The sequence below is a fragment of the Streptosporangium sp. NPDC000239 genome (assembly GCF_040300765.1).
Taxonomy (GTDB): Bacteria; Actinomycetota; Actinomycetes; order Streptosporangiales; family Streptosporangiaceae; genus Streptosporangium.
The window spans coordinates 227,140-252,586 of the sequence record NZ_JBEPEI010000007.1; the positions used below are offsets into that span (position 1 = coordinate 227,140).

The 25,447-nt window shown below is 68.8% G+C and carries 23 protein-coding genes and 1 pseudogene; 10 read left to right on the plus strand and 14 right to left on the minus strand.

Going from position 1 to position 25,447, the window contains the following annotated elements; genetic code table 11:
• Positions 1-30 precede the first annotated feature (30 nt).
• The 4 genes from ABT340_RS20155 to ABT340_RS20170 form a co-directional block, all read right to left on the minus strand.
• Positions 31-3,768, minus strand: coding sequence for a Tn3 family transposase (locus ABT340_RS20155; protein WP_352012294.1), 3,738 nt, complete (start codon positions 3,766-3,768; stop codon positions 31-33).
• A 76-nt stretch (positions 3,769-3,844) separates the two neighbouring features.
• Entirely contained in the window at positions 3,845-4,264 is a 420-nt protein-coding gene (locus ABT340_RS20160) for a hypothetical protein (protein WP_352012295.1), read from the minus strand.
• A complete protein-coding gene (locus ABT340_RS20165) occupies positions 4,222-4,839 on the minus strand; it encodes a DUF4158 domain-containing protein (protein WP_352012296.1) in 618 nt (205 codons plus the stop codon). Before ABT340_RS20165 ends, ABT340_RS20160 begins: the two co-directional genes overlap by 43 nt.
• Before the next feature lie 203 nt (positions 4,840-5,042).
• Positions 5,043-7,385, minus strand: a complete 2,343-nt coding sequence (locus ABT340_RS20170) for an excinuclease ABC subunit UvrA (RefSeq protein WP_352012297.1) — start codon at positions 7,383-7,385, stop codon at positions 5,043-5,045.
• A 279-nt stretch (positions 7,386-7,664) separates the two neighbouring features.
• Between ABT340_RS20170 and ABT340_RS20175 the strand changes: the two genes are divergently transcribed.
• Positions 7,665-8,822, plus strand: coding sequence for an MFS transporter (locus ABT340_RS20175; RefSeq protein ID WP_352012298.1), 1,158 nt, complete (start codon positions 7,665-7,667; stop codon positions 8,820-8,822).
• Between the two features lie 6 nt (positions 8,823-8,828).
• Here ABT340_RS20175 and ABT340_RS20180 read toward each other — a convergent pair.
• Positions 8,829-9,014: pseudogene (locus tag ABT340_RS20180) on the minus strand (alcohol dehydrogenase catalytic domain-containing protein); the annotation flags it as partial.
• Between the two features lie 290 nt (positions 9,015-9,304).
• On the opposite strand from ABT340_RS20180, the gene ABT340_RS20185 reads away from it, so the two are divergent.
• Positions 9,305-10,399: a PQQ-dependent sugar dehydrogenase gene (locus tag ABT340_RS20185; RefSeq protein WP_352012299.1), complete on the plus strand. Its 1,095-nt coding sequence runs from the start codon at positions 9,305-9,307 to the stop codon at positions 10,397-10,399.
• Between the two features lie 196 nt (positions 10,400-10,595).
• Here ABT340_RS20185 and ABT340_RS20190 read toward each other — a convergent pair whose 3' ends face one another.
• From ABT340_RS20190 to ABT340_RS20200, 3 genes are all read right to left on the minus strand, one after another.
• Positions 10,596-11,405, minus strand: a complete 810-nt coding sequence (locus tag ABT340_RS20190) for an STM4013/SEN3800 family hydrolase (protein WP_352012300.1) — start codon at positions 11,403-11,405, stop codon at positions 10,596-10,598.
• A 124-nt stretch (positions 11,406-11,529) separates the two neighbouring features.
• Positions 11,530-12,180 (minus strand): globin family protein, encoded by a 651-nt coding sequence (locus ABT340_RS20195; RefSeq protein WP_352012301.1) that lies wholly within the window; start codon positions 12,178-12,180, stop codon positions 11,530-11,532.
• A gap of 297 nt (positions 12,181-12,477) precedes the next feature.
• Positions 12,478-13,014 (minus strand): hypothetical protein, encoded by a 537-nt coding sequence (locus ABT340_RS20200; protein WP_352012302.1) that lies wholly within the window; start codon positions 13,012-13,014, stop codon positions 12,478-12,480.
• Between the two features lie 307 nt (positions 13,015-13,321).
• Between ABT340_RS20200 and ABT340_RS20205 the strand changes: the two genes are divergently transcribed.
• Both ABT340_RS20205 and ABT340_RS20210 read left to right on the plus strand, forming a co-directional pair.
• Positions 13,322-15,124 carry a hypothetical protein gene (locus ABT340_RS20205; protein ID WP_352012303.1) on the plus strand — a complete coding sequence of 601 codons (1,803 nt, stop codon included), beginning with the start codon at positions 13,322-13,324 and terminating at the stop codon, positions 15,122-15,124.
• A 146-nt stretch (positions 15,125-15,270) separates the two neighbouring features.
• Entirely contained in the window at positions 15,271-15,894 is a 624-nt protein-coding gene (locus tag ABT340_RS20210; RefSeq protein ID WP_352012304.1) for a hypothetical protein, read from the plus strand.
• 264 nt (positions 15,895-16,158) lie between these two features.
• Here ABT340_RS20210 and ABT340_RS20215 read toward each other — a convergent pair whose 3' ends face one another.
• Both ABT340_RS20215 and ABT340_RS20220 read right to left on the minus strand, forming a co-directional pair.
• Positions 16,159-16,419, minus strand: coding sequence for a hypothetical protein (locus ABT340_RS20215; protein WP_352012305.1), 261 nt, complete (start codon positions 16,417-16,419; stop codon positions 16,159-16,161).
• 220 nt (positions 16,420-16,639) lie between these two features.
• The gene (locus tag ABT340_RS20220; protein ID WP_352012306.1) at positions 16,640-16,879 is read right to left on the minus strand and encodes a hypothetical protein; all 240 of its coding nucleotides are present in this window, start codon (positions 16,877-16,879) and stop codon (positions 16,640-16,642) included.
• A 1,160-nt stretch (positions 16,880-18,039) separates the two neighbouring features.
• Here ABT340_RS20220 and ABT340_RS20225 point away from each other — a divergent pair.
• The 4 genes from ABT340_RS20225 (at position 18,040) to ABT340_RS20240 (ending at position 19,886) form a co-directional block, all read left to right on the plus strand.
• The gene (locus ABT340_RS20225; RefSeq protein WP_352012307.1) at positions 18,040-18,591 is read left to right on the plus strand and encodes an EF-hand domain-containing protein; all 552 of its coding nucleotides are present in this window, start codon (positions 18,040-18,042) and stop codon (positions 18,589-18,591) included.
• 165 nt (positions 18,592-18,756) lie between these two features.
• Complete coding sequence (locus ABT340_RS20230) at positions 18,757-19,242, plus strand: DUF2975 domain-containing protein (protein WP_352012308.1); 486 nt, start codon at positions 18,757-18,759, stop codon at positions 19,240-19,242.
• Positions 19,242-19,463, plus strand: coding sequence for a helix-turn-helix domain-containing protein (locus ABT340_RS20235; RefSeq protein ID WP_352012309.1), 222 nt, complete (start codon positions 19,242-19,244; stop codon positions 19,461-19,463). Before ABT340_RS20230 ends, ABT340_RS20235 begins: the two co-directional genes overlap by 1 nt.
• 255 nt (positions 19,464-19,718) lie before the next feature.
• Positions 19,719-19,886 carry a hypothetical protein gene (locus ABT340_RS20240; RefSeq protein ID WP_352012310.1) on the plus strand — a complete coding sequence of 56 codons (168 nt, stop codon included), beginning with the start codon at positions 19,719-19,721 and terminating at the stop codon, positions 19,884-19,886.
• A gap of 10 nt (positions 19,887-19,896) precedes the next feature.
• Here the strand turns inward: ABT340_RS20240 and ABT340_RS20245 are convergent, their stop codons facing one another.
• The 3 genes from ABT340_RS20245 to ABT340_RS20255 all read right to left on the minus strand — a co-directional run bounded on the left by ABT340_RS20245 (position 19,897) and on the right by ABT340_RS20255 (position 22,697).
• Positions 19,897-20,988 (minus strand): hypothetical protein, encoded by a 1,092-nt coding sequence (locus tag ABT340_RS20245; protein WP_352012311.1) that lies wholly within the window; start codon positions 20,986-20,988, stop codon positions 19,897-19,899.
• A 234-nt stretch (positions 20,989-21,222) separates the two neighbouring features.
• Positions 21,223-21,663, minus strand: coding sequence for a YybH family protein (locus ABT340_RS20250; RefSeq protein WP_352012312.1), 441 nt, complete (start codon positions 21,661-21,663; stop codon positions 21,223-21,225).
• Positions 21,664-21,758: 95 nt separating this feature from the next.
• A complete protein-coding gene (locus ABT340_RS20255; protein ID WP_352012313.1) occupies positions 21,759-22,697 on the minus strand; it encodes a GlxA family transcriptional regulator in 939 nt (312 codons plus the stop codon).
• A gap of 101 nt (positions 22,698-22,798) precedes the next feature.
• On the opposite strand from ABT340_RS20255, the gene ABT340_RS20260 reads away from it, so the two are divergent.
• Positions 22,799-23,440, plus strand: a complete 642-nt coding sequence (locus tag ABT340_RS20260) for an HD domain-containing protein (protein WP_352012314.1) — start codon at positions 22,799-22,801, stop codon at positions 23,438-23,440.
• On the opposite strand, the gene ABT340_RS20265 is transcribed toward ABT340_RS20260, so the two are convergent.
• Complete coding sequence (locus ABT340_RS20265; RefSeq protein ID WP_352012315.1) at positions 23,441-24,181, minus strand: TetR/AcrR family transcriptional regulator; 741 nt, start codon at positions 24,179-24,181, stop codon at positions 23,441-23,443.
• Between the two features lie 30 nt (positions 24,182-24,211).
• Between ABT340_RS20265 and ABT340_RS20270 the strand changes: the two genes are divergently transcribed.
• Positions 24,212-25,426: an FAD-dependent monooxygenase gene (locus ABT340_RS20270; RefSeq protein WP_352012316.1), complete on the plus strand. Its 1,215-nt coding sequence runs from the start codon at positions 24,212-24,214 to the stop codon at positions 25,424-25,426.
• The last annotated feature ends 21 nt before the right edge of the window (positions 25,427-25,447 follow it).

Here is a 25,447-nt window from a genome sequence, read left to right on the forward strand (position 1 = left end):
AGTCCCTTCTAGCCTGCGGCGGCGGCTGGATCAGTTGGTGAGTGGAATCCCGTTGAGGGGTTCGTAGGCGTGGAGCCTTTTCTTCCAAGTGTCATGCAGATAGAGAAGACCGGCTCCGAAAAGGAGCATGGAGTCCTTGCTCACGCCCGAAGACCAGATCATCTCGCCGGTGCTGGTGTCGATGCCTGCGAGAGTCTCCTTCTCCATGCCCATGATGAGTGCCACGGTGCCTGGGCCCGCGGGTGTCAGTCCACGGAAGCTCTCGCGGAGCCCCAGCCGCCAGCGCCGCCTGCCCGAGGTCGGCTCGAAAGCCCATAACTCGTACCGTCGGTGGTCGTCAGGTGCATTGACGTTGAGGAGCAGGAGGCCGTCGTGGGCGCAGTATTCTGGATACGCGTCCGGATTCGGCAGCGGGTGGGACCACTGAAGATTCCCCGTCTCCACATCGAAGGCCAGGAGCCTCGCACCGGAGGCGATGTAGAGGATGTTCCCTTCCGCGTAGCCGGTGGAATGCGGCAGCGGTCGCGACCACAGGAGTTCGCCCGTCACGGCGGAAAGTGTCAGGACGTGGCCTCCAGTGGGCTGCGCTGTTGGGTCGAGCAGGGGCGTTCCCGTGTCCTCGGGAGCTCCTTTCACCAGAGCGTGGAGATAACGGCCGTTGGCCAAGAGCTCAAGGTTGGTCATTCCATTCACGATGTAAGACCAGCGTCGCTGACCGGTCTTCGGATCGAGCGAGACCACTGTGGGTCCCTGTTGGTCGATCAACAGGATGGATGGTCCGTAGCCTGCGATCGGCCTGCCTAATGGAGAGATGGCCCTCCGCCACAGAATATCTCCTGACGTCGGGGACAGCCTGTACAAGGCAGATGTCGTCGTTAGGACGACTCCGTCGATATCGAGAACATAGCCTGCGTTCTCGTCGTCTATGACGCGCTGCCACAGCTCTCGCCCGTCTCCGGCGCATAGCGCGACAATTCTTGTTTTCGGTACGCTGATGTTTCCAGGCGACAGCAGAGCATAAAAAACGTCTTTGGCAAGAAGCATCTCGGGAGTCTCGCCGACATGACCGATTTGGCGCTTCCATCGGAGCCGCCCGGTGGCCGAGTCGCGCAACCATGCGACCCCGCCCTGATCGTCTCCCACACCGGCTATGCCGATTTCCGTGACGATGGGAATGAGATAGCCAGGAACCGGAACCGGCCATTCCAGTAGAGCATCCGACGGCAGTGGCGTGGGGATGGATGGGCATTGATGCGTGGGGCGGGGAGAGCACCCCAGCATCAATGGCGCGGCGAGGCACATGCAGCGGACAAACTTGTGGACGAATGTCCGGCGTGAGACGTTCTCAGCGGACGCGGGTAAGGCCAATCGGTGCCTCCTGCGGCTGGATGGTCCGATGGTATGTGCTTCATCCCATCCCTGCCATGTTCTTTGAACAAGGATCGTGACCAGCACATGCGGAAGGCCGGAGGTCTCGTCACGCCGTATCTCGTGGTCGCCGAACAGGCGCTTTTCCTTTTCGGCTATGCCGAGTTCCGGGTTTCGGCTTGGTGGTGCCAGCGATATCTGCCGGGAGCCGTGCCGTACGACCTGCTGCCTAACCCCAACCGCTCGGTCACCTCGATCGCCAAGCTGCTGGGTGTCTCGGCCGGGACGCTGTACAACCAAATCCCGGGCCTGGAAGAGCTCCGTTCTGGACGACAGACCGCGACGCTTCCGCAAAGGGCTGATCCTGGTTTGGAGATCTGATGCGTCAGGGGGCGAACAGGACGCGGGACTCGAGGTCGAGTTGCGTGGTGGGATCGGCGGCCGACGGGGTGAGATTGAGGATCCGGTTGCCGAACCGGCGGATGACATGGGTGATGTACGGCGAGATGGTGGCCAGGTCGTCAAGATCGACGGGATGGCCTTAGGCGGCGATGGCGCGGCGTTGGTGATGTCGCAGGCGGTGGAGTAGGTCACGCAGTTGGCCAGCAGTTCGTTGAACTTGATGATCTTCTCGTGGTGGTCCGGGTCGTTGTGGCCGATCAGCTTGCTGCCGAACATCAGCCAGTCGGAGAAGCCGTGGAAGGCCTCGTTGCGGTTGGTGATCGCAGTGATCTGCTCGCGCAGGTCGGGGTCGGACAGGTAGCGCAGGAGCGTGATGGTGCGCACCGCACGGCCGAGTTCGCGAAAGGCGCGGTAGAGGCGGTTCTTGCGGGAATGGTTGCCCAGGCGCCGCAGGAGGATGACGGAGGAGATCCGGTTCTCCCGGATGGAGATCGCGGTGCGCAGCAGGTCGCTCCAGTGGGTCTCGATCAGAGCCCAGTCGATCGCGTCCTCACCGAACAGCGAGTCGATGTGCTGGTAACGAGTCTCCGGGTCCGGCCGGTAGAAGACCAGGTCGTGCCAGTTGCGGATGCGGGGTAGCAGGTCGAAGCCCAGGAGCGCCGCCAGGCCGAAGACCGGCAGCGATTGGCCCTGGGTGTCGGCATGGATGGTGTCCGGCTGGATCTCCGAGGCGTTCTTCAGCAGTCCTTCGATGATGTAGACGGCCTCCCAGACGCTGCAGGGGATGAAGTGGCTGAACAGGGCCACGTAGGTGTTGGAGACGTGCCGGTAGGCCAGCCCGCCGTAACCTCCGTAGCGGATGTGGCTTTCGGCGAGGAGGTTGTTCTCCCACGTCTCGACCTGGGAGCCGTCGGCGGCCACCGTCTTGCCGTCACCCCACATCGAGGTGATGTCGAGCTTGTTGAAGGCGTTGATCACCGCGGTGGAGGCTTTGGCGATCTTCTCGCTGGTGGTGTGCTTGTTCGCGGCGCGGACGAGTTCGGCGGCGCTGACCTGGCCGCGCATGTGCGCGGCGACCTGGGCGAGACCCAGCAGGGTGCCGTAGGTGAAGACGGTCAGCACGTACCGGCCAAGCGATTCCTTGATCTTCGTGTCGGAGCCAGAGGCGGGCCCAAAGTGGTGATGCCAGCCGGGCTGGTAGACGGTGCGGGTGAGGATGTCGAGCAGATCACGCTGCGGGAGCCGGTCGCGCACAGCCTCCTCCAGCTTGAGCGCCTCGGCGCGGCGCTCGGCGCCTTTGCGGCGGCGCAGGAGCGAGCGCCCGCCTTCCAGCATGAGGTCGGTGTTGCCGGGGTAGCCGGCGTCGACCGCCGCGGCGGTGTCGGCGAGCAGCTTCTCGTAGTGGGCCGTCAGCTCCGCTGGGTCGATCGGCAGGCTGGCTTCGGTGCAGAACTCCTCGGCCAACGGCTGGCACTCCTGCCAGGACATGAGCTGGTCATGCAGGTTGGCGTAGGAATCCGACCCGGCCACGGCGATGTCACCCGAACGAAGTTCGGCCGCGAGGTGGGAGAACACGCAGACCTCCAGGTGCCAGCGCACCGGCATTCCCGAACGATCTGGATCTTTTAGGACCTTCCGCCACATCACCGAGGCGAACGCGTCCACCCTGGCCGATAACATCACCGACATCGGGACGCTGGCTGGGCCGACGCGCTCGACGGTGATGCACTCGGGGACGAACATGGTGCGGGCGCTGCGCTGAGCCCTCAGGTACTCCACCGCGTCCAGGACACTGCGGTCGGCGTTGGTCGGCTCCAGCTCGATCGAGTCGACCAACGTGAACAAGGCCGAGCGATGCGATCGGTAGTGCTGGTCCAACAACGGCAGGTAGTTATTGCCGTGATGGGCTGACACCGCCTCGTGCTCGGCGGCCAGCGCGTCCAGCCCGCCGCCCTGCTCGAGAGCCTTCAGCACCAGGCGGCCAACTCGTTCGGCCACCTCCTGCCCGTGGCCGCCCGCGCTGCTTCGGGTCTGTGCGGGAACATCGGCCTCTGCCGGTCCGGCCTGGGTCTGGTCATGTCCAGGACGTCGCCGAACACACCCAGGAGCCGTTCGGATCCCGCGCGGTGCATCTCACGCAGCGTCTCCAGTTGATCGCGGCCCTTTTTGTGGATCGCGGCCATGCGCTGCAGAACATGGTCACCACGTCGTCGCGGACCCCGGTCCGCACCGTGTGCAGTAGGCTGACGATCAGCGTCAGCCGTTTGTCCTCGTCCAGCACCTTGTGCAGATCGGCGACGTCGGTGACGCGCGCTTCGCCTGCGAAGTGAGCGATCTTCCCCGGCGGGACATCCGCCAGCCAAACCTCGGTCGCGCCGAGCGCGTCCAGGTTCTGCAGGAACGCCAGGCGTCCCTTGAACTTGCCCAGCGAAGCGGCCTGCGCCACGTCCTTCAGCCCGTCGTACTCGCTGCGCCGCGTGACCGGATCGACCACCAGCAGCCTGGCCAGCTTCGCGCGGGCGGCGGCATCGACCCGGCCGCCACGAGTGTGAAGAATCCGCGGTTCACCCCGGTACGGATCGTCTTGGTCAGCTCATCCAGCGTCGTGTAGCCCGGCAGCTCGCACTGCGCGCGGACCAGCTCCTCCAGCGCCACGTTGATCAAATCGGCCGGGTCGTCCTTCGCCTGCGCCGCCTTACGGATCGCCGCTGCAGCTGCCGCCCGCACCCCGGCTCCGTCGTATGTCACGCCCATCCGCGTACGCACGAAGCTCCGATGCCGCTTGGCAGACCGCTCGGCCGATTCAGCCAGAACCAGTCCCTCCCGCAGCCCGACCACGTCGCGAATGTGCTCGGCCACGACCGTCGGGACATCGGCCAGCTTCGGGAAGTACCCCAGCCGCTGATACGCCTTCAACCACACCAGCAGCGCCAGCAGATGCTGGTCATCCTGTGTCTTGCCGCGTGCCCACTCCACCTCGTCAGCCGTAGCGGTGAACACTCCCGCCGGCTCCCGCGCTGGCACCGCCCGCACGAACCTCGGGTAGGCCGTGCGGCCGATCAACGCCACCCGAACCCCCGGAAACCATCACCAATCAGCGCGAAGCCAAGATCTTAACGGCTGATCGAGCCCGCGGCCCATTTCTGCCGTATTCCGGTGGCACCTCATCGACCAGAGGGAGGCGGCCCCGGTCTCGTCCACGGAACCGGGGCCGCCTCCCTCTGTCTCCTGGAACCGTACGGCGAAGCGCTTCACCGGTTATGTCCGGCGGATCACCGCGTGGCGGCCATCCGCCGCCCGAGGGGAGCCGGAGGGCGGAACGCCTGCGCGAGGGCCTGGCCGGTGAACGAGCCGGGATCGGCCGCCAGATCGGCCGGAGTCCCCTGGAAGACCACACGACCACCCGCGTCACCGGCGTCAGGACCGATGTCGATGACGTGGTCCGCGTGGGCGACGACCCGCAGGTCGTGCTCGACGACGACGAGTGTGGCGCCGTCGTCGACCAGTTCGTCGAAGAGGACGAGCAGCCGGTCCACATCGGTGCCGTGCAGCCCGGTCGTCGGCTCGTCCAGGACGATGCGCTGGCCGCGTCCCCGGCCGACGTCTCCAAGGTGCTTGGCGAGCAGCAGCCGCTGTTTCTCCCCGCCGGACATGGTGTCCATGGGCTGCCCGACGGTGAGGTAGCCCAGGCCGACACGGTCCATCCACCCGAGCCTGGCGACGATGTCGGCGTGTCCGGCGAACAGCTCGATGAGCGTGGCGGGAGGCGAGGCGAGGACGTCGGCGATGGTCGCCCCGTTGACACGCGTGGCCAGGGCACGGGGATTGAACCGCGACCCCTCACAGACGTCGCAGGGGGTGAAGACGTCGTCGAGGAAGGCCAGCTCGGTGGTGATGAACCCACGGCCCCGGCACACCGGGCAGGCGCCCTTGGAGTTGAAGCTGTACCACGCGGGAGCGAGCCCGGACTCGGCGGCGAAGATCCTGCGGACCCGTTCGGCCAGGCCGAGCTGGCTCAGCGGCGTTGACCGCCCGCCACCCTGCAGAGGCTCCTGCCCGACCACGACGAAGTCCTGGTGCTGTCTGGGCAGTTCACCCGTGACCAGGGAACTCTTTCCCGATCCGGCCACGCCGGTGACGGTGGTGAGCAGCCGTAGCGGAATACCGACGTCGAAGCCCTGGAGGTTGTGGGCGCGCGCGTCCCGGATCATGACGTGCCCGTGGGCGGGGCGGGTCGTGGCGCGCGGCGTCAGTGGTTCGCGCAGGGCCCGCGCGGTCGGTGTGTCGGCGCGCAGCAGATCCGTGGCCGTCCCCTCGAACAGGATCCGGCCGCCCTGGCGCCCTGCTCCCGGCCCGAGGTCGACGACGTGGTCGGCGAGCGCGATGACCTGCGGATGGTGTTCGACCACCAGTACCGTGTTCGCGGCGTCACGAAGCCGGAGAAGAAGCTCGGTCAGCCGCCGGACGTCGTGCGGGTGCAGACCACTGCTCGGCTCGTCGAAGACGTAGGTCACCGAGCTCAGCGGACTGCCGAGATAACGGATGATCTTGACCCGCTGCGCCTCCCCGCCCGACAGCGTCGAGGAGACCCTGTCCAGGGTGAGGTAGCCGAGCCCGACCGACCGCAGCGCCTCCAACCGCCTGCGGGCCTCCGACAGGGCGGGGGCGACCCGGTGGTCGCTCAGGTCGGCGAGGAGGTCGTGGAGCCGGTCCACCGGCAGTGCCGTCCAGTCCGCGATGGAACGCCCGTCGACCAGGCTCGCCAGGGCGGCCTGGTTCAGGCGCGCGCCCCCGCACAGGGGACACGTCCGGGTGGTGATCACCCGGTGTATCGCCTCCTCGGTCTCCTTCGACTTCGACCGGGGCGGGTTGCGGATGTAGACGTCGCGCATCCGCGTCACGACGCCGTCGAACCTCGCCGTCTTGGGGAAACGCGGATCAGGGGCGGGCAGCTTCATCTGGTCGGCGAACAGGAAGTCCCGCATCTCCTGTTCCGTGTAGTCCCGCAGCGGCTTGGACCTGTCGAAGAGACCGCTGTAGGCGAAACGCTTCCACCGGTAGGTGCCCGGCCGGAAGGCGGGGAACCGTACCGGCCCCTGGTCGATGGAGCTGTCCAGGTCGAGCAGCGCGTCGAGGTCGACGTCCTGGACCACGCCGAGCCCCTCGCAGTCCGGGCACATCCCGCTCGGGTCGTTGAAGGAGTAGGCGGGCGAGTATCCCGCAGACGGCTCGCCGACCCGCGAGAAGATCAACCGCAGCAGCGGGGCGATGTCGGTCGCCGTCGCCACCGTGGAACGCGCGTTCCCGGTGAAGCGGCGCTGGTCGATCAGGACGGTGAAGGTCAGGCCGTCGATCCGCTGCACGTCCGGCTGGGCCGTGTGCGGCAGCCGGTTACGCACGAAAGACGGGTAGGAGTCGTTGACCAGCCGCTGCGCCTCGGCCGCGACCGTGTCCAGGGCCAGCGACGACTTTCCGGAGCCCGACACGCCCGTGAAGACCGTCAGCGCCTCCTTGGGGATCTCCACGCACACCTCACGCAGGTTGTGCGTCGCGGCCTTCTCGACGACGATCCACCGGCCGCGACCGCCGTTTCCCCCGCCAGAGCCGTCTCGCATGCGTCCTTCCCCTCTCCCGGCACCGAATCCCCGAAAGGGCATGCCCAGCAGGAGGCCCGTCATCCTCCTTCCCGAAGATCCCGGCTTACTCGCCGGGCACGCGCTGGTGTTGCGCCGGACGGCGCGGTAGCGCTTTCCGCGGATGAATCCCGGTTGCGGCGGGACCGATGGGCTTGGTGGGGTGGCCGCATGGACGGTGTCACTGAGCAGGCACGATGGGCGAGAGCGGGAAGAGGCGGGACCGCCACGCGACAACCGGCTCCATGGCACAGGCTTGCGGTGCTCGGGGCTCTGATGCTGGCCGCCCTCACTTTCAACACCGCGGAGAACCTGCCGGTCGGTCTCCTGGAGCTCATCTCCGACGATCTACGGGTGTCCCTGTCCGCGGTCGGCCTCCTGGTCACCGGTTACGGCGCGATGGTGGCCATCGCGTCGGTGCCGATCGCCCACGTCGTGCGGGCAGTGCCCCGACGCCACGTGCTCACGGGGTTGCTGGCCGCGCTCGTGGTGTCCAGCCTCGTCGCGGCGCTGGCCACCTCCTATTGGCAGCTCCTCGTGGCACGGCTGCTGACCGCGCTCGCCCAGGCGCTGTTCTGGGCCGTGATGGGGCCGGTCGCGGTTGGCCTGTTCGCGCCCGAAATCCGGGGGCGTGTGATCGGGGCACTGTCCGTCGCCGGTTCACTCGCCCTCGTGCTCGGTGTTCCCGCTGGGACCCGTCTGGGCCAGCAGAGCGGTTGGCAGGTGCCCATCGCCCTGCTGGCGGCCCTGGGGCTTGTCTCCCTGGTCACGATCTCCGTGCTGCTACCGACCTCGCACCCGGAGGAGGAACCCGCCGCCTACGGCACCGGTCCCGACGCACGGCGGTTCGGGACGGTGCTGACGGCCGGGGCCTTGTCCGCCACCGGCGCGTTCACGGGATACACCTACATCGTGACCTTCCTGGGAGACGTGAGCGGGTTCTCCCCGAGCACGGTCAGCGTCCTGTTCGTGGGTTTCGGTGTCGCGTGTCTGGCCGGGGTGAGCATCACCGGGACGTTTCTGGACCGTTTTCCGCAGTCCGCGCTGGCCGCCGCCGTGGCCACGCAGGCGGTGGGCATGCTCGGCCTGTACGTCTTCGGTGCCCATCAGGTGGCGGCGGTGGTGTTCCTGGTGCTGATGGGCGGTGCGCTCGGGCCGGTTTTCATGACCACGCAGAACGCGATGCTGTACTGCGCGCCGGGCCGTACGGACATCGCTCTCGCGGCGAACTCCGGTGCCTACAACGCCGGCATCGCGGCGGGAGCCGCGATAGGGGCGCTGGTCCTGCCGCTCGCCGAGGTACGGGGCACCTTCCTCGCCGGCGGGCTGCTGACCGTCGGGTCCTGCGCGGTCCTGCTCGGTGACCGACTGCTACGCGGGCGTCGCCGTACAGGAAGTCCTTCATCGGGTCACCGCTGAGGCCCGGACGTACTCGTGGCCCATCGGGACCGGCCCGTCGAGCTTCTCGGCCCCGCGGTAGGGCCACAGGTCGGAGCCGCACACGCACGCCGCCGTCACCCGGATGATCGCATCGGTGGGCTCCACGATCACCGGATCCGGCCGCTCGTCAACACGGACGTCACCGGGATCGTGCAGGACCACGCCACGCATGAGGATCTCCTTCCTGGCTTGTGAGGTCTGGTGGAGCACGACCCACGCGCCTTCGTCACCTGTGACGGACACCTCTCGCGCGGCCCCGGCCCACCAGGCCGAGGGCGGCGTCGTCCGCCTCTCCACGCCGCGGAGTCTCCGTGGACGTGGTCATCGGCGCCGGTAACGCCACCCATCCACGACTTCCTGTTTCGCTCTGACCCTGGAGGAGTTCAGCGGCGGAGAGAAGACCGGCTACCTGCGGCGTAAGCTCGAAACCACCGGCTCTCTCGGATTCGACGGACATGCTCATGACCACGAGAACGTTGCTCCTACGGCTGGCCGCTCCCGCACTCGCTTTGATCGCGTCGGCCACGCTGACCGCGTGCGCGCCGGACCAGGGTGCCGCACGCGCCGCCCTCTCCTCCGCGCGGGCCGCGTCCGCCACCCCGCTCGCCCCGGTCACCACGATCGCCGACGGCCTGGACGCCCCCTGGTCCATCGCCTTCCACGGCCGGACGGCCCTGGTCAGCGAGCGGGACACCGCCCGCGTCGTCGAGATCGGCGAGCGGGGAGCCGTCCGTCAGGTCGGCGTCATCGAGGCGGTCACCCCGATGGGCGAAGGCGGTCTCCTCGGCATCGCTGTCCGCAACGGTTTCCTGTACGCCTACTACACCGCGAACGACGGGAACCGGATCGAGCGGTTCGAGCTCACCGGCACCCCCGGCAGGCTCGGCCTCGGACGCTCCTCCACCGTGCTCGACGGGTTGCCGTCGGCGAGCTATCACAACGGCGGCCGGATCGCGTTCGGACCCGACGGGATGCTGTACGCCACCGTCGGGGACGCCGGCGACCGCCCCGCAGCCCAGGACAAGAACACGCTCGCGGGCAAGATCCTGCGGATGACGCCGGAGGGGAAGGTTCCCCCGGACAACCCGTTCGCGGGCTCCCTGGTCTACAGCTTCGGCCACCGCAACCCCCAGGGCATCGCCTGGGACAGCGGCGGCACCCTGTACGCCAGCGAGTTCGGGCAGGACACCTGGGACGAGCTCAACGTCATCCGGCCAGGCGGCAACTACGGCTGGCCCGAAGTCGAAGGCATCGCCGGCCGGGACGGCTTCACCGACCCGGTCCAGCAGTGGCCACCGGCCGAGGCGAGCCCCAGCGGCATGGCCATCACGAACGGGACGATCTACCTGGCCAACCTGCGCGGCAGGCTCCTCCGGCAGATCCCGCTCGACCGGCTCTCCACCTCCACCCAGCACCTCGCCGGCCGGTACGGACGCCTCCGTGACGCCGTCGTCGCCCCCGACGGGTCGCTGTGGGTGCTGACCAACAACACCGACGGCCGCGGCACCCCCGGCCCGGGAGACGACCGCATCCTCCGCGTCGCGATCGGCGGCTGACACACCCGCCGCTGGTTCACCACCCGCCCTCCGCCCGCCGTCCAGCGGATGGGGCAGGAGCCGGGCGCCCACCCATGTGGCGTGCCGTCCGTTTCGCCCGCCGTGGTGCTCACCGGCGGGCGACCCCACGACGGCTCACGTCCGGCCGGACGGTTCGGCAAGGATCTCCCGGCCGCAGCGTCGTGCGACGGCTCCGTCAGCGTGTCGCGGCGGGGATGACGGTCTCGGCGTACGGCACGGCCCACACGGTCGGGTGGGAGATCGAGTGGCCGGTCCAGCCGTCCTCGCCGTAGGCCTCCCCATGATCGGCGCAGATGAGACCGAGCCAGGGGCCGAGGGACGGCAGCGCGTCGAACAGGCGCCCGAGTTCGGCGTCGGCGTAGGTCAGCGCGGCGCACTGGCTTTCCCACGAGTCCTGTGACTGCCCCGGCAGGTAGAAGTGCGTGGGCATGTGCGTGGCGGAGACGTTGAGGAACAGCAACAGGCGCCGGTCCTTGGGGTGGCCGTCCAGGATCCGCAGGGCGACATCCACCTGGTGGCGGGTGGAGTCCGGCTCATCGGCGCTCATCCGGCGATGCCAGTGACTCTCCTGGAAGAGCGCGGGAAGCACACTTCCCAGTGGTGTCAGATGGGAGAAGAACTCCACGCCTCCGATGCACACGGTGCGATAACCGAGGCCGGCCAGGCCGGAGACGATGTCGGGCGCGTCGAAGACGTAGGTGCGTTCACCGATGGTGGCGCCGTTCGGGGAGCGGCAGGCCAGAAGCCGCGGAGGCCGGCCGGGGCGTGCGGGAGTGGGGAGCCAGCCCGCGAAGAACGACATGTGCGCCGGGAAGGTGTAGGTCCCGAGGGTCCGGCGCTCTTCCCAGTTACCGCCCGGCAGGATCCGCGCCAGGTTCGGGCTCCGACCGGCATGAAGAACGGAACGCGCCGTGTCGAAGCGAAGCGAATCGAGCGTGATGAACAAGATGTTGTGACTGGGGATCACGTCATGGCCACTGATCACGATGTCTCCCTACCCGTCCGCCTCCCGGTCCTCCAGCGTGGACGCGCGACCCCAATCGGGGGATTCCGTCTCGAACGTCGGTGCCACCACGTTCACCGCGTGTCATACCCCGGCGGTTCGCGACTCATCGAGTGCTTCGGAAGCTCTGGGCCCAGCGGTGAAGCTCGGCGGTGGCCTCGTCGCGGGTGAGGGAACCACGTTCCAGGTGAACCTCCTGGAGATGCCGGATCGCGGCCCCCACCATCGGGGAAGGCGGGATGCCGAGCATCCGCATCACCGTTCTGCCGTCGAGGACGACGGGGGCGTCGTCACGCCTGGTGTACCTGTCCCGTTCGGCGGCGGTGCGGGCGTCGGCCTCTTCCTTGGCACGGCACGCGGCCTCCCACACGTCGTAGTCGGCGGCCTCCAGTGCGTCCAGGCCCGCCCGGCGCCACCCTTCCATGTCGCGTTCCCGCCCAAAGCCGACCGTGTCGAAGAGGTCCAGCGCACCTGCTCCGATCACTCCGAGGCGGGCGAGCACGGCGTTGATCGGCCAGCCCTCATGTGGCGGTCCGACCCGGATCGACGCGTACCCGGGGCCCCAGCTCTGCCGGCCGTTCTCCCACAGGGCAGCGGCCTGGCTGCCGTTACCGCCCCAGAAATCCGCTTCCACATAAGCGATACGGCCACCGCGTGACCAGCCCCTGAGCCTTTCGGTGAACCCCGGGGACATGAGCGTGAACGGCCCGCTCTCCCGTCGCGCGTCGGTCAGCTCGTTGAAAATCTCGTCAGTCACCGGTAGCAGCCCCAGGCGTTGCCGGAGAGGCGCCACCACAGCCCGCGGCACATCGCCCGACAAAGAGCGGAGATGGTCGAAATCGCCGACAACACCGTGGAGCACATAGGACATGCCCGCACCCTAGGCCGGGCAGCGGCACACAACCACCGCATTTCATGGCCGGGCGTCGCGGTGTCGACCACCGGGTGGGCAACCCGCGTTGAGACACCGCGTTTCAAGCTGCGAGGGTGTGCTTCCCCTGGTGAAGGCGGTGTTGGCCGCGGTCGAGGTGACAGGTCACCGTTCGCCGTAGCCTCAGGAGCCCTGAGCCGTATCAGCTCGGCTCTCGAACTTCAGCGATCTCCACGACAGCAGATCCCTCAACCCAGGGTCTTCGGTCCGCCACGCGCGATACGCCCTGTGCACGAGATCCAGCCCGGCGAAGCCGTACAGGCCGGTAATCCTGGCACGGTAATGCTCATCCGGACCGCCTTCCCGGAATTCGACGTCATAGTCGACGTCGACCTCCTCATCGGCATCCGGGTTCTGGCCACCCGCGTAATCAAGGTGAACCTGGAAGTAGAACTGGCCCGCCGGCTCGCGATCCAGCCTTTCCACGATCGCGAACATCCAGCGTGCGTTCAGGTCCGCGAACAGGTCGTGCACCTCGGTGTCGGTTGGATCGTCCAGCACACGCCCGCTCGCATCGGATGCTCGAAGTCTCGGTGCGGCCATGCGGGGATCATAGACCGAGCCCACCGGCTCGACGCCTTGCGCTCGGTCACCGCCGGCCGGGCCATGGAACCGTCCCTGCGGCTCCGTCGCGTTCTCCTTGCCGGGGTGCCGGCCCATGACTTCGGCCGTGAGACCAACGAGGCCGGGTCTGACCCACGCTGTCCCGGCGGCGCGTCTCCAACCGGGACGCCACCGCGGTGCAGGAGTCGCGGGACGCCGCGGTGACCGGTGGTTGTCTGACCGCATTTGTGCCGTTCAAAGGCGTGCGTGGCCCTCAGAGTGGGGTTTCATCCGTGCTGTAACGGTGGCGTGGGGGTAACCGCAATCTAACTTAACGTTCGGTAATGGGTCGATTACAAATGGCAACCGTAGGGTGCGGTCGACCCTCCGGCCGTACCGCGACAACCGGCAGGAAAGGATCCCTATGGCCTTGCCACAGAACCCCCCTCCCGGCGGATGTCCCAAACGCGTCGTGCTGACCAACGGCGGTTTCGAGCAGCCTCAGGTACCGAACCGGGACAACGTCACCTTCCTCGACGCCGGCCAGGTACCCGGCTGGCAGACCAACGACAGCAGGAACCAGATCGAGTTCTGGCCCTCCAACTCCTCCACCTACGGTGTCCCGTCGGCGGAGGGAACCCAGTTCGTCGAGCTGAACGCCAACTCGGCGTCCATGCTGTACCAGGACCTGCCCACCACGCCCGGCCAGAAGCTGTACTGGAGGCTGCGCCACCGCGGCCGCAGCGGCAACGACGTCATGCAGGTCCACATCGGTCCGGTCCCGGCGCAGGGCGCCCGGCTCGTCCCCAACAACAACCCCCAGAACCTGGAGGACGGCACCGGCGCGTGGGGCACGCACAGCGGCGTCTACACCGTCCCCGCGGGTCAGGACCACACCCGGTTCGGGTTCGTCGCCATCCGCTCCGCCGGAGGCAGCCCCAGCGTCGGCAACTTCCTGGACGACATCGTCTTCGGCACCGCACCGTGTGTGGTGCTGACCAAGAAGGCCGCACCCGACGGCGAGCTGAAGATCGGCGACACCGTCACCTACGAGGTCACCGCCGTCAACGAGGGCGGCTCGCCCGCCGACAACCTCGTCCTGACCGACGCCGTCCCGCCGGGCACCAGCCTGGTGCCCGGTTCACCGCGCATCGTGAACGGCCCCGGCGCCGGCAGCGACGAGCGCGCCTCCTACGATCCGGTCTCGCGCACGGTGACCTTCCGCCTCGGCGAGGGCGCCACCGCCGACGCGGGCGGCCGGCTGGACCCCTCCACCGACGGCAGGCCGGTCTCCACCACGGTCCGGTTCCAGGTGAGGATCGAGCGGACGGCCGGCGGCCACCTGATCGAGAACCAGGCCAAGGCGACCTACGACAACGCCCTGGAGAACCCCGTCGAGCACAGGGACGCCGTCTCCAACGCGGTCACCACCCCCGTGCGGAGGCCTGTCGACCTCGGCCTGACCAAGGCGGCCGACCGCACCCAGGTCGGTGTGGGGGAGGTCGTGACCTTCCACCTGCTCGTCACCAACCACGGCCCCGGCCAGGCCACCGGCGTGAAGGTCACCGACAGACTGCCCAGGCACCTGACCTACCTGTCCGCGCACGCCACCGGAGGCACCGGAACCGGCGGCTACGACCCGGCGAGCGGTGTCTGGAACGTCGGCACGCTGGATGAGAACGCCAGCGCGCGCCTGGAGCTCAAGGCCGTGGTGACCAGGCCCGGCGCGATCCGCAACACCGCCGCGGCCACCGCCAACGAGACCCCGCCCGACCACCCGGTCACCACCAGCACGCTCGTCGTCTGCGCGCTGCCGCCGCAGCCCTGCCCGCCCCGTCACAGCGGTGGTCACGGCGGCGGTTGCGGAGGAGGCTGCGCCCCGTTCCCGCCTTCCTGCCCCGAGACGTGTGGTCACACCGTCTCCGGCCGCACCGAGCCCGGCCAGGGCTGGCAGGTCTACACCGACACGACCATCACCCTGCAGGTGGACACCGGCGACGCCGAGTTCGCCGCCACCCCGGTCTACGTGGCCTCGATCAGCAGCACCGGCGGATCGCAGTGGCTGCTCAGCGGCGCAACCGGCATCTACGACGCCACTCCCACCGGCTTTCGCGTCTACGTGCGCTGGACCGACGGCGGGCCGCTGAGCCCGGCCGACGCCGAACGCTACGGCTGGTACGTCACCTGGATCGGCAACGAGGGCCCCACCTCCCCGCAGGCGTCCTGACTCCCTGTCTCCCGAAGGGCGGCTCCCGCTCCGGACGGATGAGGACACGACCGCCACCTGGTTCGGCGCTGCCCGCGACCCACCCGGCCCACAGCGGCCCTCGCGGGCCGCCCCTGTTTTGCCGGCCCAACCGTGAAAGGAAACCCATGAAGTCGCCGTACTCGACCGCCAAGCTGGTTCTGCCGGCGGTGTTGTCGATGCTCGCGCTCGCCGGCGCGTTGCTCGTCGCCACGCCGGCCGACGCCGCATCCGCCGCCCGGCCCGCCCAGGCCCCCGTCGCAGAGGCCACGCCCTCGCCTGTCGTCTCCCCGCCGTTCGTCGACGACGAGCGCCGTCACGTCGTCCAGAACGTCAGGACCAACGGCTATCTCATCCACGAGGGCTACTCCGCCCCGGGCTGCGTCAACTGCTACGTGCTCGCCTGGACCGCGGGCGTGACCCCGCCGGCCAACGAGTGGTTCTTCGAGGAGGGCCAGGTGCGGGGCGGTTATCTCTGGTTCCGCATGCGCAACGCCAAGTCCAACCTGTGCGCCGCGCCCGGCCGCATCGTCGACGGCCTGCCCAGCGTGGTCAGCAAGGACTGCAGCAGCACGAACGAGTTCCTGTGGCGGGCCGAGCCCGACCGCGAGGGCGATTGGCGCACCGTCAAGTTCGTCTCCTCCATCACCAGAAACGCCATCAGACCCGTCTACGGCGCCGGGCCGAACGAGTTCGTCGTCCTGGCCGACGACGGCTACAGCCCCAACTACTACTGGTCGGTCTCCCGCTAAACCGGCATGACGGGCGGCCTTCCCCGCCCCCATAGGTCGCAGACGGGCGTGGAACGGCGAGAAGCCCGCGCGATGATCTCGTTGTCAGCATGGGGCAGACGGTCCGGGTGATGGCAGTGGACGTCGGCATCGGCGATGACGCGCGGCTCTCACTTCCGGAAAGGTCCGGTGCCGCCCACAATGGGTCGTGGGCGGCACCGTACGGGTTCGTGGTGAAACATTCCTTCGCGGTCGGGATATGGCGGATGGTGTGTTCTCGATGGGTTACCTGCCGGGCGAAGCGATGCGGACGACCTCGGAACCCGGCGCGTGAGGTCGAAGGTGACGACCGCCCGCCCCGGGAATGCGCTTCTCCACACCTTTGAAGGAACCCAGGGCGTAGATCAGCACGGTGGACACCTTCGGGTCGGTGAGCTCGGGTGTGTCCCTGGGTTGCGCGGCGCCGTCCGAGCCGGTGATGACCGTGATGAGCTTGTCCGGGCAGGCACGGTTCTGCAGCTCGTGGAGGAACTTCGGCAGGAACATCTCCTGTGCGCACGTCCTGGAGGACCGAGTTGCCCCGCGTGGAGAAGTGGAACTGCCTACGTTGGTTCTTGTCGCCGAGAAGGTCGGCGAACTCCTTGAGGAAGACCTCAGACCGTCGACCTCCTTGAGCCTTTCAACTGCTGCCCGAACTGCTCGGGTGTGGTGACGTCCTTCAGCTCCTCCACCAGCGACCGGACCGGGACATCGTCCGCCCCGGGCGTCACGACCACCTGCTTCCGGCTGTTCCGCCGGCCAGCCACGAGCTGATCTGGGCGGCCGCGCCGCCCGTCGCGAGTACCAGCAGGAGGCTCTCGGGCAGCGGCTGGCCGCTCACCCGCAGTACCGCCGTGACGAGGACGACCACGATCAGGACGACGATCCGGTGGCCGGAGGGCATGGTCACCGGGGTGGGGCGCGTAGCGGGCGCCGGCGACTTCCGGCGCGGGGTACGGACGGACATGTGGGCCTCTTTCCTGGGCGCGGCGTGGAATCCGCTGCGGTGTTCGTCGGGCGGTTACCGGCCGCCCTTGATCTGTGGTCGTAAGAGTTACGCATTTCCTAGTCACCGGTCTAGATTTCCTGACCTTTCCGTCCTTCGGAATTCTCCGGAAGCGTTCGGTCGTATGCGACTTATAGCCGCGGCCCATTCCGTACGACCGTTCCGAAACCGCGATTCGCGGCCGAAACCTTCCCACATCGGGGAACCGGACAAAAGAGGGGAAATAAATAAAGGGGCCCCTGCCGGTACAGGGGCCCCACATGTCCCTCGAACGGTCCACGCCGCGCCCAGGAAGACAAGACGGGCGTCCGAGACGGCGGGTGCCTGAACGCCACGCCGACCCCGGTCTCACTTCCCGCACCCCACCGGACAAGATCCAGCGGCTTTCCGAAATATTCGGAAAGCCCTCTGAACTGCCAGAACACCACCCCGGGCACCCACCGGAACCCGCACCATCCCCACCCCGCCACCCTCGGCGACCGGACCCCGGCCACCCCTTCCCGAACCCGCCCATGTCGGCCGTCAAGCACGTCCAACGCCGCCAGAGCCGGTCCCGGCGACCTCGGCCAAGACCCACACCCGGCAGCGAGAGGCATCGCGGGAGAGGCCGTTTTTCGAACCCTTCGGCCCCTTCATCAAGCAGAACTTCCACCATCCCGTCTTATCCGCCGAGTTCCGGCTCGCTTTCCCCCTGTCGGACAAAGGCGTTATCCGGCGAGAACACCACAACACCCAACGAAGAATGCGAGTTGTCCGCCGGGATGAGACGGGTGCCGACGTTGAGATCGTGCCACCCTCACCGTCGTCCGAGGCGGGCGGACCCCGCCGCCCCGGCGGTGGATCGCTGGCTCGACCGTCGCCACTTTCGAACGCCACTTTCGAAGGGTCGGTCCGGGGGAGTAGGGCGAAAGGTCAATGTCACCGTGCTTGGTAGTGCACCCCTGATCACAAACAACTACTCTTCGCATCTGATATGTCGCTTTATGCAGCCCTGGATCCTGGTTGGAGTTCCATGCCTTCACGGCACACGTCGCCGCCCATCGCCACGGCGTCGACCTTCGCCCCGACCGGTGTCCCCACCCCAGCCCCTCACCCGACCGCCCCCGCTCAAGGAGGCCACCATGGTCCACGACAGCACCGAGCAGAAGTTCACCTTCCTGTTCACCTGGTTCGACCGCACCGGCGACGGCCATCTCACCCGCGATGACTTCCAGCGGATCGGCGAGGTGTTCGCCGCGGTGACCCCGGACGAGAGCGCCAAGAGCGTGCTACGCGCGGCGTTCATGATCTGGTGGGACGTCCTGGGCGAGGCCGGTGTCCCGGACGCTCAGGGCCGCATCGGTCCCCAGCGGTTCGTCTCCGCCATGCGCTCCCACGTCGCCTCCGACGCCGCGACCCTCGAACGCCTGGTGATGCCCATCGTCGACGCCCTCATGCGCGCCCTGGACACTGACGGAAGCGGCGCGCTCACCGCCGATGAGTACGTCCGCCTGTACGACGCCCTCGGTATCACCCCGGCCGTCTCCGGCGCGGCCTTCCGGCGCCTCGATCGCAACGGCAGCGGCACCCTCACCCATGAGGAGTTCCGCGCCGCCATCGAGGAGTTCTACCTCAGCACCGACACCGAGGCGCCCGGCAACTGGATGCTCGGCTCACCTCTCCCGTCCGGCTGACCGGCCGCAGGAGGGCATGCTCAAGCCGTCCTGCCTTCGCGTCCTGGAAATCCTGCGCCGTCACCAACGGGACTCCCGCGACGGCGCGAAGTCACCACCTCCAACCCTTGCCCAAGGTATCGAAAATCGATAGATTTCCATCGCGATTCGATGGAAGGACGGGTCATGGGAAAACTGACAGTGCGTGCGCTTCGCGTCGTGCTCGCGGCGGTGTTCGTCGGCACCGTGTTCGTACAGGCATCGATGGTGTGGGCATTGGCCACCGATCCGGAGGACGGGTCGCTCCCGCTGACCCCGCTGCGCTTGATCACGATCCTGGGCATGGTGTCGGGCCAGGTCACCCTGGTCGGCGTATGGCGGCTGGTGACGATGGTGCGTCGCGGAACCGTGTTCTCCCACGCCGCCTTCCGGTACGTGGACGCCGTGATCGGCGCGATCGTTGTGGCCGCCCTCCTGTGGTTCGCGGTCACGGCCCTCAACGCGCCGGGTCAGCGGGACGACCCGGGTGTCACCGTCATCATGGGCGGGATCGGCCTGGGCATCCTGGGGGTCGCGCTCATCGTGCTCGTACTGCGGATGCTGCTCGCCCAGGCCGTCGCGCGCGACGTCGAAGCGACGCGGATGCGGGCCGAGCTGGACGAGGTGATCTGATGCCGATCATCGTCGACATCGACGTGATGCTGGCCAGGCGGAAGATGTCCGTGGGCGATCTCGCGGACCGCGTCGGGATCACGCCCGCCAACCTGGCGGTGCTCAAGAACGGCCGCGCCAAGGCGGTGCGCTTCTCGACGCTCGCCGCTCTCTGCGAGGTCCTCAAGTGCCAGCCGGGTGACCTGCTGCGCTGGGAGGCCGAGGACGCCGCGGGCGGATGACGTCCACGCTCACGGCCGTCCTCGCGTCCAGCTCCCAGCCCTTCGCGTACACCGCGGCGAACCCCTCCCCGCCGAGCGCGGCCTGGCCGCGACGGGTGAGGTCACGGACCTGCGGATCGGTGCGGTCGTGCGCGCCCCGCAGCCGGGCGGTGGCCCCGAGCAGCACGACCGACTCATACGGTCGCCCGCGTGCTTCGGCGAGGGCGGCCGTGTTCACCGTCACCGGTGACAGGACCGGCAGTTCCCGGGTCGCCAGTGCGGCGCCGCGCCGCGGTCGGGGTCGCGGCGCGGTGGCTGCCGCCGCTGGTCTCGGTGCTGATCCTGGACGTCGTCCTCGTGGTGCTGGTCGTCGTGCTGACCCGGGTGCACCGCCAGGTGGTCGAGGCGCTGGACGCCGGAGGCGGAGACCGGCGGCGCGGTTGACGTGCGCTCGTCAGGCCTTTCCCGTGATGGTTTCGAGCCCGTCGTCCCAGCGCCAGCGTACGTGGCGGCCGCTCAGGTGGACGCCGCCGATCCAGCGGTCGAGACCGTTGAGCGCGACGTGGTCGGCCTCGCCCGCGAGTACCCGTGCTCCGGTTTCGGTCAGGCGCAGGCGGGTGGTGTGGCCGACCCGGCGGTCCCCTCGCCCGGCATCGAGCAGCGGAACCGGAGCACGGACCATCCGGTCGATCATCGCGAAGTACCAGATGTCTCCGAGGTACGGGCGTGTTTCCCGCGCCGCCGCACGGATGAACACGGTTCCTGCGTCGGGCGCGCCGTCGGCGACTGCGGCGAGTACCCGTCGTTCGGCCAGTGACAGCCCGTCGCGGGTGGCCGGGTACTCCCTGCTGAGCCGGTCGAACGCCTCGCCGAGGAAGCGCAGCTCAGCCGAGTGGCTCGCGGCGACGGCGCCGAGGCCGTCGGGGGTCGGCGCCCGGAAGGCGTCCCAGGCGTGGGTGGCGAGCCGCAGCGCGTCCGGGGTCAGCCGGGCGCACGCCCTCGTCGCGGGCAGCTCGCGCAGCTGTTCCACGGTCAGCTGGCCGAGGCCGCCGAAGCGGGCGATGCCGGGATGCTCGCCGATGCAGATCAAGGTGATGCGCCGTGCGGGAACACCCAGGTCGGCGAGGCGGGCGAGGATCTGGATGATCTGCAGCTGGTCGTACAGGTCCGCCTCGAACCACAGCACGTACTCGCCGTCCCGGTTGTCCTCCAGGACGCGGTCGCGTTCGGCGAACATCGCCGCGGCCTCACCCCGTTCGTCCGCGCCCGCCTCGGCGAGGAAACCGGCCCTGACACGGCGGAGCTCCCCGGCCCCCACCGCGGGCACCGGGCCGTCGTGCAGGACGTCACGCCAGAACAGCACGCGCCGGGCGAGCCCGGTTCCCGGCAGGGCCGTGCCGTCGCCGTTGCTGACATGCAACGCCGTGGCCATCCGGTCGTCGGTCGGCCGTTCGGCGAGGAGCCTGCCACGGGCGGCGGCGTACGACTCGCCGGTCTTGGCCATCCGGGCGCGCACGCGTCGTTTGAAGTCGGGCTGCTTCGTCATGGTCGTCTCCCACGCGGCCAACCGTGGATCCCCCAGCGACCGGTACGGCGGGCACGCGATCGGCAACGAAGCTCCGGCCGAGAGGTGGGCCTCCCTTTGCCTCCGTGGGTGACCCGGCTGGGGCGGGTCGCCGGAGGTTCGGCGCGGACGGTCGCCGTCCCGCCAAGGTATCCCATCTCCCCGTGAGAGTCGCGAACCGGCCGGGCCACCTCAGACCGAGTCTCCCGTCTGCCGTCAGGGTTCCAGGTCGATCACCCCTCTGCCGGTCGCGATGTCGAACGGCACGGAGGCCTGGTCGTGCACGATCAGCCAGTCGCCGTCGATCTTCTGGAAGCAGAAGGTGCCCCTGACCCATATGCCGCTCGTCGCGGTCCCGTTCCTCGACGTGCCGCTGAGCCGGCCGAAGCCGTACCCGAACGCCACGTCGTCACCCACGACGAGTCTCAGGTCGCGCACCTCGTAGGTCACGTCCGCGAAGAACGCGAACACGTTCGCCCAGTTCCTGAGTTTCGCCTCCGCTCCGACGTGCCGCAGCGGAGGTTCCACGTCGAAGGACACGACGTCCGCCGCGTAGAGACGTTCCAGGCCCTCAAGGTCCTTGGCCTGGATCGCCTCGACCAGCCTGCCGAGGTGCCTCCGGAGAACGGTCTCGTCTGTTTCGTGTCGCGTGGTCATCGCCGCCCGCCCCTTTTCTTCCGGTGTGGATTTCCTGTCCCTCACCGTTACGACGGCGTGGCCGCTTCGAATGTCAGGTCGATGTCAGGTCGATGTCAGGTCGTGGTGCCGAAACGTCTGCGGTACTCGGTGGGCGTGGTGCCCAGGTGGCGGGCGAAGGTGCGGCGCAGGGTCTCGTCGCTGCCGAGACCGCTGTGCCGTGCCGCCGAGGTGATGCTGTGCCCGTCGAGGAGGAGCTGCTGGGCGCGGTCGAGACGGACACGTTCGACCCAGCGGGCCGGAGTCGTGTCCAGCTCCGCCTGGAACAGCCGGGTCAGGTGCCGGGTGCTGACCGACGCGGAGGCGGCCATGGCGGGCAGGCTGTGGTCTGCCGCCGGGTCGGCGAGTACGGAGGCGGTCAGTGAGCGCAGCAGGTCGCCGCGTGCCGGTGGGGTCGCCAGCGCCGTGGAGAACTGTGACTGGCCGCCCGGGCGCTGCATGAACACGACCAGTTCACGGGCGATGTCCCGGGCCGCGCCCGCTCCGTGGTCGTGTTCCACCAGCGCGAGGGCCAGGTCGATGCCCGCGCTGATCCCCGCGGAGGTGACGTAACGGCCGTCCCGGATGTGCAGGGCGTCCGGTTCGACGCGCACGAGGGGGTGGCGGCGGGCGAGAGCCCGCGCGTGCCGCCAGTGGGTGGTCGCCCTCCGGCCGTCGAGCAGGCCGAGCGCCGCCAGGACGAAGGCGCCGCTGCAGACCGAGGCGACCCGTGCCGCCCGGTCGGCGAGGTCGGCGACCGTCGTCAGCAGTTCGTCCTCGGGGCCCCGCTCCGCGTGGTGGTCGGCTCCGGCGACCACGACCGTGTCGACGGGCCCGGCGTCGGCCGCCGTCGTCGTCGCGGCCAACGTCGGTCCGGAGGCCGTCCGGACGTCGCCGCCGTGGGGGGAGACCAGGACCGAGGTGTACCGGCCCGCCTGGTGCAGCACCTCCAGGGGGCCGCTGACGTCGAGCAGGGTCACACCGTCGAACACCACGAAGGCCACTCGATGCGTCATGTCGGAATCTGTGGTTCACATGGCCGTATGGACATGGTGTCAGGGTATGGCACCGGGTGAATCTGGAGGAGTCAACCGATCGAGGGTGAGGAGAGGCAGTCATGACGGGTGAATCGATCGCGGGTGTACGGATCCCGGACAGCGCCCTGGCGCGTGAGGCGACCGAACTGGTGCGTGAGGCCGCCTCCCCCCTGCTGTTCGACCACTCCCGGCGGGTGTTCCTGTTCGGGGCGCTACGCGGCCGGGAGCAGGGGCTGGACTTCGATCCGGAGCTGCTGTACGTGGGGGCCATGTTCCACGACCTGGGGCTGACCGAGCGCTTCCGCCGTACCGACCAGCGTTTCGAGATCGACGGCGCCGACGAGGCCCGCCGCTTCCTGAACGCCCACGGTGTCACCGGAGAGCCTGCCGACCGGGTCTGGACGGGGATCGCCCTGCACACCACCCCGGAGATCCCGCTGCACATGGCGCCCGAGGTGGCCCTGATCACCCGTGGCGTGGAGCTGGACGTTCTGGGCATCGGCTATCACGCGGTCTCCGACGAGCAGCGCGAGGCCGTGGTCGCGGCCCACCCCCGGCCAGACTTCAAGAACCGGATTCTCGCCGCCTTCACCGAGGGCGTCAAGGACCGTCCGGAGACGACCTTCGGCAACGTCAAGGCCGACGTACTGGCCCACTACGTTCCCGGCTTCCGGCGCGGTGACTTCGTCGAGGTCATCAAGGACTCCGACTGGCCCGAGTAGTCATCCGCCCGTGGCGCGGATCAGCGCGGCCACGCCGTCCAGGATCCGGGCGAGCCCGAACCGGTAGTCCAGCCGCCGCTCGTCCGCCGGGGTCTCCGCGGGGTAGTCGTAGGCGCCCGCGTCGACGGCGGCGCGCAGCGCGGGGAAGCGCCGCCCGTCGACCAGGCCGCCGAGCAGGTCGCTGTAGGCGGCGATCGACTCGCCCGAGGCGGCCTGTCCGAGGTCGGCGCTCAGCCGCGCCACGGTGTGCATGTGGCTGGCGACCAGCAGGGCGACCCCCACCTTGTCGGCCTCGCTCAGCCCGGTGTCCTTCAACGCTCCCAGGGCACGGTCGGTCCACGTAAGCTGGTTGGGGGTGATCGGTGGCCCGGTGATCGGCAGGCGCACGATCCAGGGGTGGGTGTGCAGCATCTCCCACTGCGCGCGGCACCAGCGCTCCAGGCCGGGGCGCCAGCCGCCACAGGGCTCGTCCAGTTCGGCGGGCAGCGCCGCGACGTGGTCGAGCATCAGCAGCAGCAGCTCGTTCTTGCTCCTGACGTACCGGTAGATCGACATCGTGGTGAAGCCGAGCCGTTCGGCGACCCGCGCCATCGACACGGCGTCGAGGCCGTCGGCGTCGGCCAGCTCCACCGCCGCCTGGACGACGCGGGACAGGGTCAGCCGGCTTCTCCGCTCCGGTTCGGGCTCGTCGAACCGGGCCCACAGCGCGCTGAGACCCGCGGGCAGCTCTTCTTCCTTCACCCGCGAAGTGTATGACATAGATTTATGTGTATGACATACACGTCACTGATCGTGGGCGGCGGCATCGCGGGCACACTGAGCGCGATCGCTCTCCGTAAGGCGGGCATCGAGCCGGTCGTCTACGAGGCCTACGAGCACGGCGCCGACAACGTGGGCGCATTCCTGACACTCGCGGTGAACGCGCTCGCCGCGTTACGCACCCTCGGCGTGGACGTCGGCGAGATCGGCTTCGAGACGCCGAGGATGACCCTCACCAGCGGCTCCGGCAGGAAACTCGGCGAGCTCCGGTACGGCGAACCCCTGCCGGACGGCACCGTCAGCAGGACCGTCAAGCGAGCCGACCTCTACCGCCTGCTCCGCGAGCACGCCGTACGGCAGGGCGTGCGGATCGAGTACGGCAGGCGGCTCGTGGACGCCCACGGCGGGGGAGGCGGGGTGCTGGCGAGGTTCGCCGACGGCGGCACGGCCGAAGGAGACCTGCTGATCGGCGCGGACGGCCTGTGGTCGCGTACCCGCAAGATCATCGACCCGGCCGCCCCCGGCGTCCGCTACTCCGGGCTGCTCAACACCGGTGGCTACGCGCGCGGTGTCCGGACCGGCGCCGAGCCGGGGGTGATGAGCGCGATCTTCGGCAGGCACTGCTTCTTCGTGCACCTCACCCATCCGAGCGGGGAGGTCTGGTGGGCGGCGAACCCGGCCAGGAAGGCCGAGCCGACCCGCGCCGAGCTGGACGCGATCGACCCACAGGAGTGGCGGGCCCACCTGGTCGAGTTGTTCCGGCGCGACGCCGGTCCCGCCGCCGACCTCGTCGCGGCCTCCGACGAGATCTTCCCCGCCTGGAAGACCTACGACGTCCCCTCCGTGCCCCGGTGGCACCGCGACCGGATGATCGTCATCGGGGACGCCGCCCACGCCACCGCCCCCTCGATCGGGCAGGGCGCTGCCATGGCCATCGAGGACACCGTCGTCCTGGCCAAGTGCCTGCGCGACAGCCCCGGCGTCACCACCGCCTTCACCGCCTACGAACGGCTCCGGCGCGAGCGCGTGGAACGGGTCGTCGACCAGGGCAACCGCACCGGAGGCTGGAAGGGGCTCGGGCCCCTGGCGCGCATACCGCGTGACCTCGTCATGGCCGCGGGGATGAGATTCATGGCCCGCAGGGGCGCGGATCCGAGTCGCTGGATCTACGACTACCGCATCGACTGGGACGAACCGGTCCGCACCGGTGACCGGCCTGTTTCGTAGTGCGTGACGGCACCGGGGGCG

Excerpts from the sequence above, each read along its gene's own strand:
- ABT340_RS20170 (WP_352012297.1), bottom strand. The coding sequence starts at position 7,385 with ATGCGAGACGGCTCTGGCGGGGGAAACGGCGGTCGCGGCCGGTGGATC.
- ABT340_RS20185 (WP_352012299.1), top strand. The coding sequence starts at position 9,305 with ATGACCACGAGAACGTTGCTCCTACGGCTGGCCGCTCCCGCACTCGCT.
- ABT340_RS20200 (WP_352012302.1), bottom strand. The coding sequence starts at position 13,014 with ATGGGCCGGCACCCCGGCAAGGAGAACGCGACGGAGCCGCAGGGACGG.
- ABT340_RS20205 (WP_352012303.1), top strand. The coding sequence starts at position 13,322 with ATGGCCTTGCCACAGAACCCCCCTCCCGGCGGATGTCCCAAACGCGTC.
- ABT340_RS20210 (WP_352012304.1), top strand. The coding sequence starts at position 15,271 with ATGAAGTCGCCGTACTCGACCGCCAAGCTGGTTCTGCCGGCGGTGTTG.
- ABT340_RS20215 (WP_352012305.1), bottom strand. The coding sequence starts at position 16,419 with ATGTTCCTGCCGAAGTTCCTCCACGAGCTGCAGAACCGTGCCTGCCCG.
- ABT340_RS20220 (WP_352012306.1), bottom strand. The coding sequence starts at position 16,879 with ATGTCCGTCCGTACCCCGCGCCGGAAGTCGCCGGCGCCCGCTACGCGC.
- ABT340_RS20225 (WP_352012307.1), top strand. The coding sequence starts at position 18,040 with ATGGTCCACGACAGCACCGAGCAGAAGTTCACCTTCCTGTTCACCTGG.
- ABT340_RS20230 (WP_352012308.1), top strand. The coding sequence starts at position 18,757 with ATGGGAAAACTGACAGTGCGTGCGCTTCGCGTCGTGCTCGCGGCGGTG.
- ABT340_RS20235 (WP_352012309.1), top strand. The coding sequence starts at position 19,242 with ATGCCGATCATCGTCGACATCGACGTGATGCTGGCCAGGCGGAAGATG.
- ABT340_RS20245 (WP_352012311.1), bottom strand. The coding sequence starts at position 20,988 with ATGACGAAGCAGCCCGACTTCAAACGACGCGTGCGCGCCCGGATGGCC.
- ABT340_RS20250 (WP_352012312.1), bottom strand. The coding sequence starts at position 21,663 with ATGACCACGCGACACGAAACAGACGAGACCGTTCTCCGGAGGCACCTC.
- ABT340_RS20255 (WP_352012313.1), bottom strand. The coding sequence starts at position 22,697 with ATGACGCATCGAGTGGCCTTCGTGGTGTTCGACGGTGTGACCCTGCTC.
- ABT340_RS20260 (WP_352012314.1), top strand. The coding sequence starts at position 22,799 with ATGACGGGTGAATCGATCGCGGGTGTACGGATCCCGGACAGCGCCCTG.
- ABT340_RS20270 (WP_352012316.1), top strand. The coding sequence starts at position 24,212 with ATGACATACACGTCACTGATCGTGGGCGGCGGCATCGCGGGCACACTG.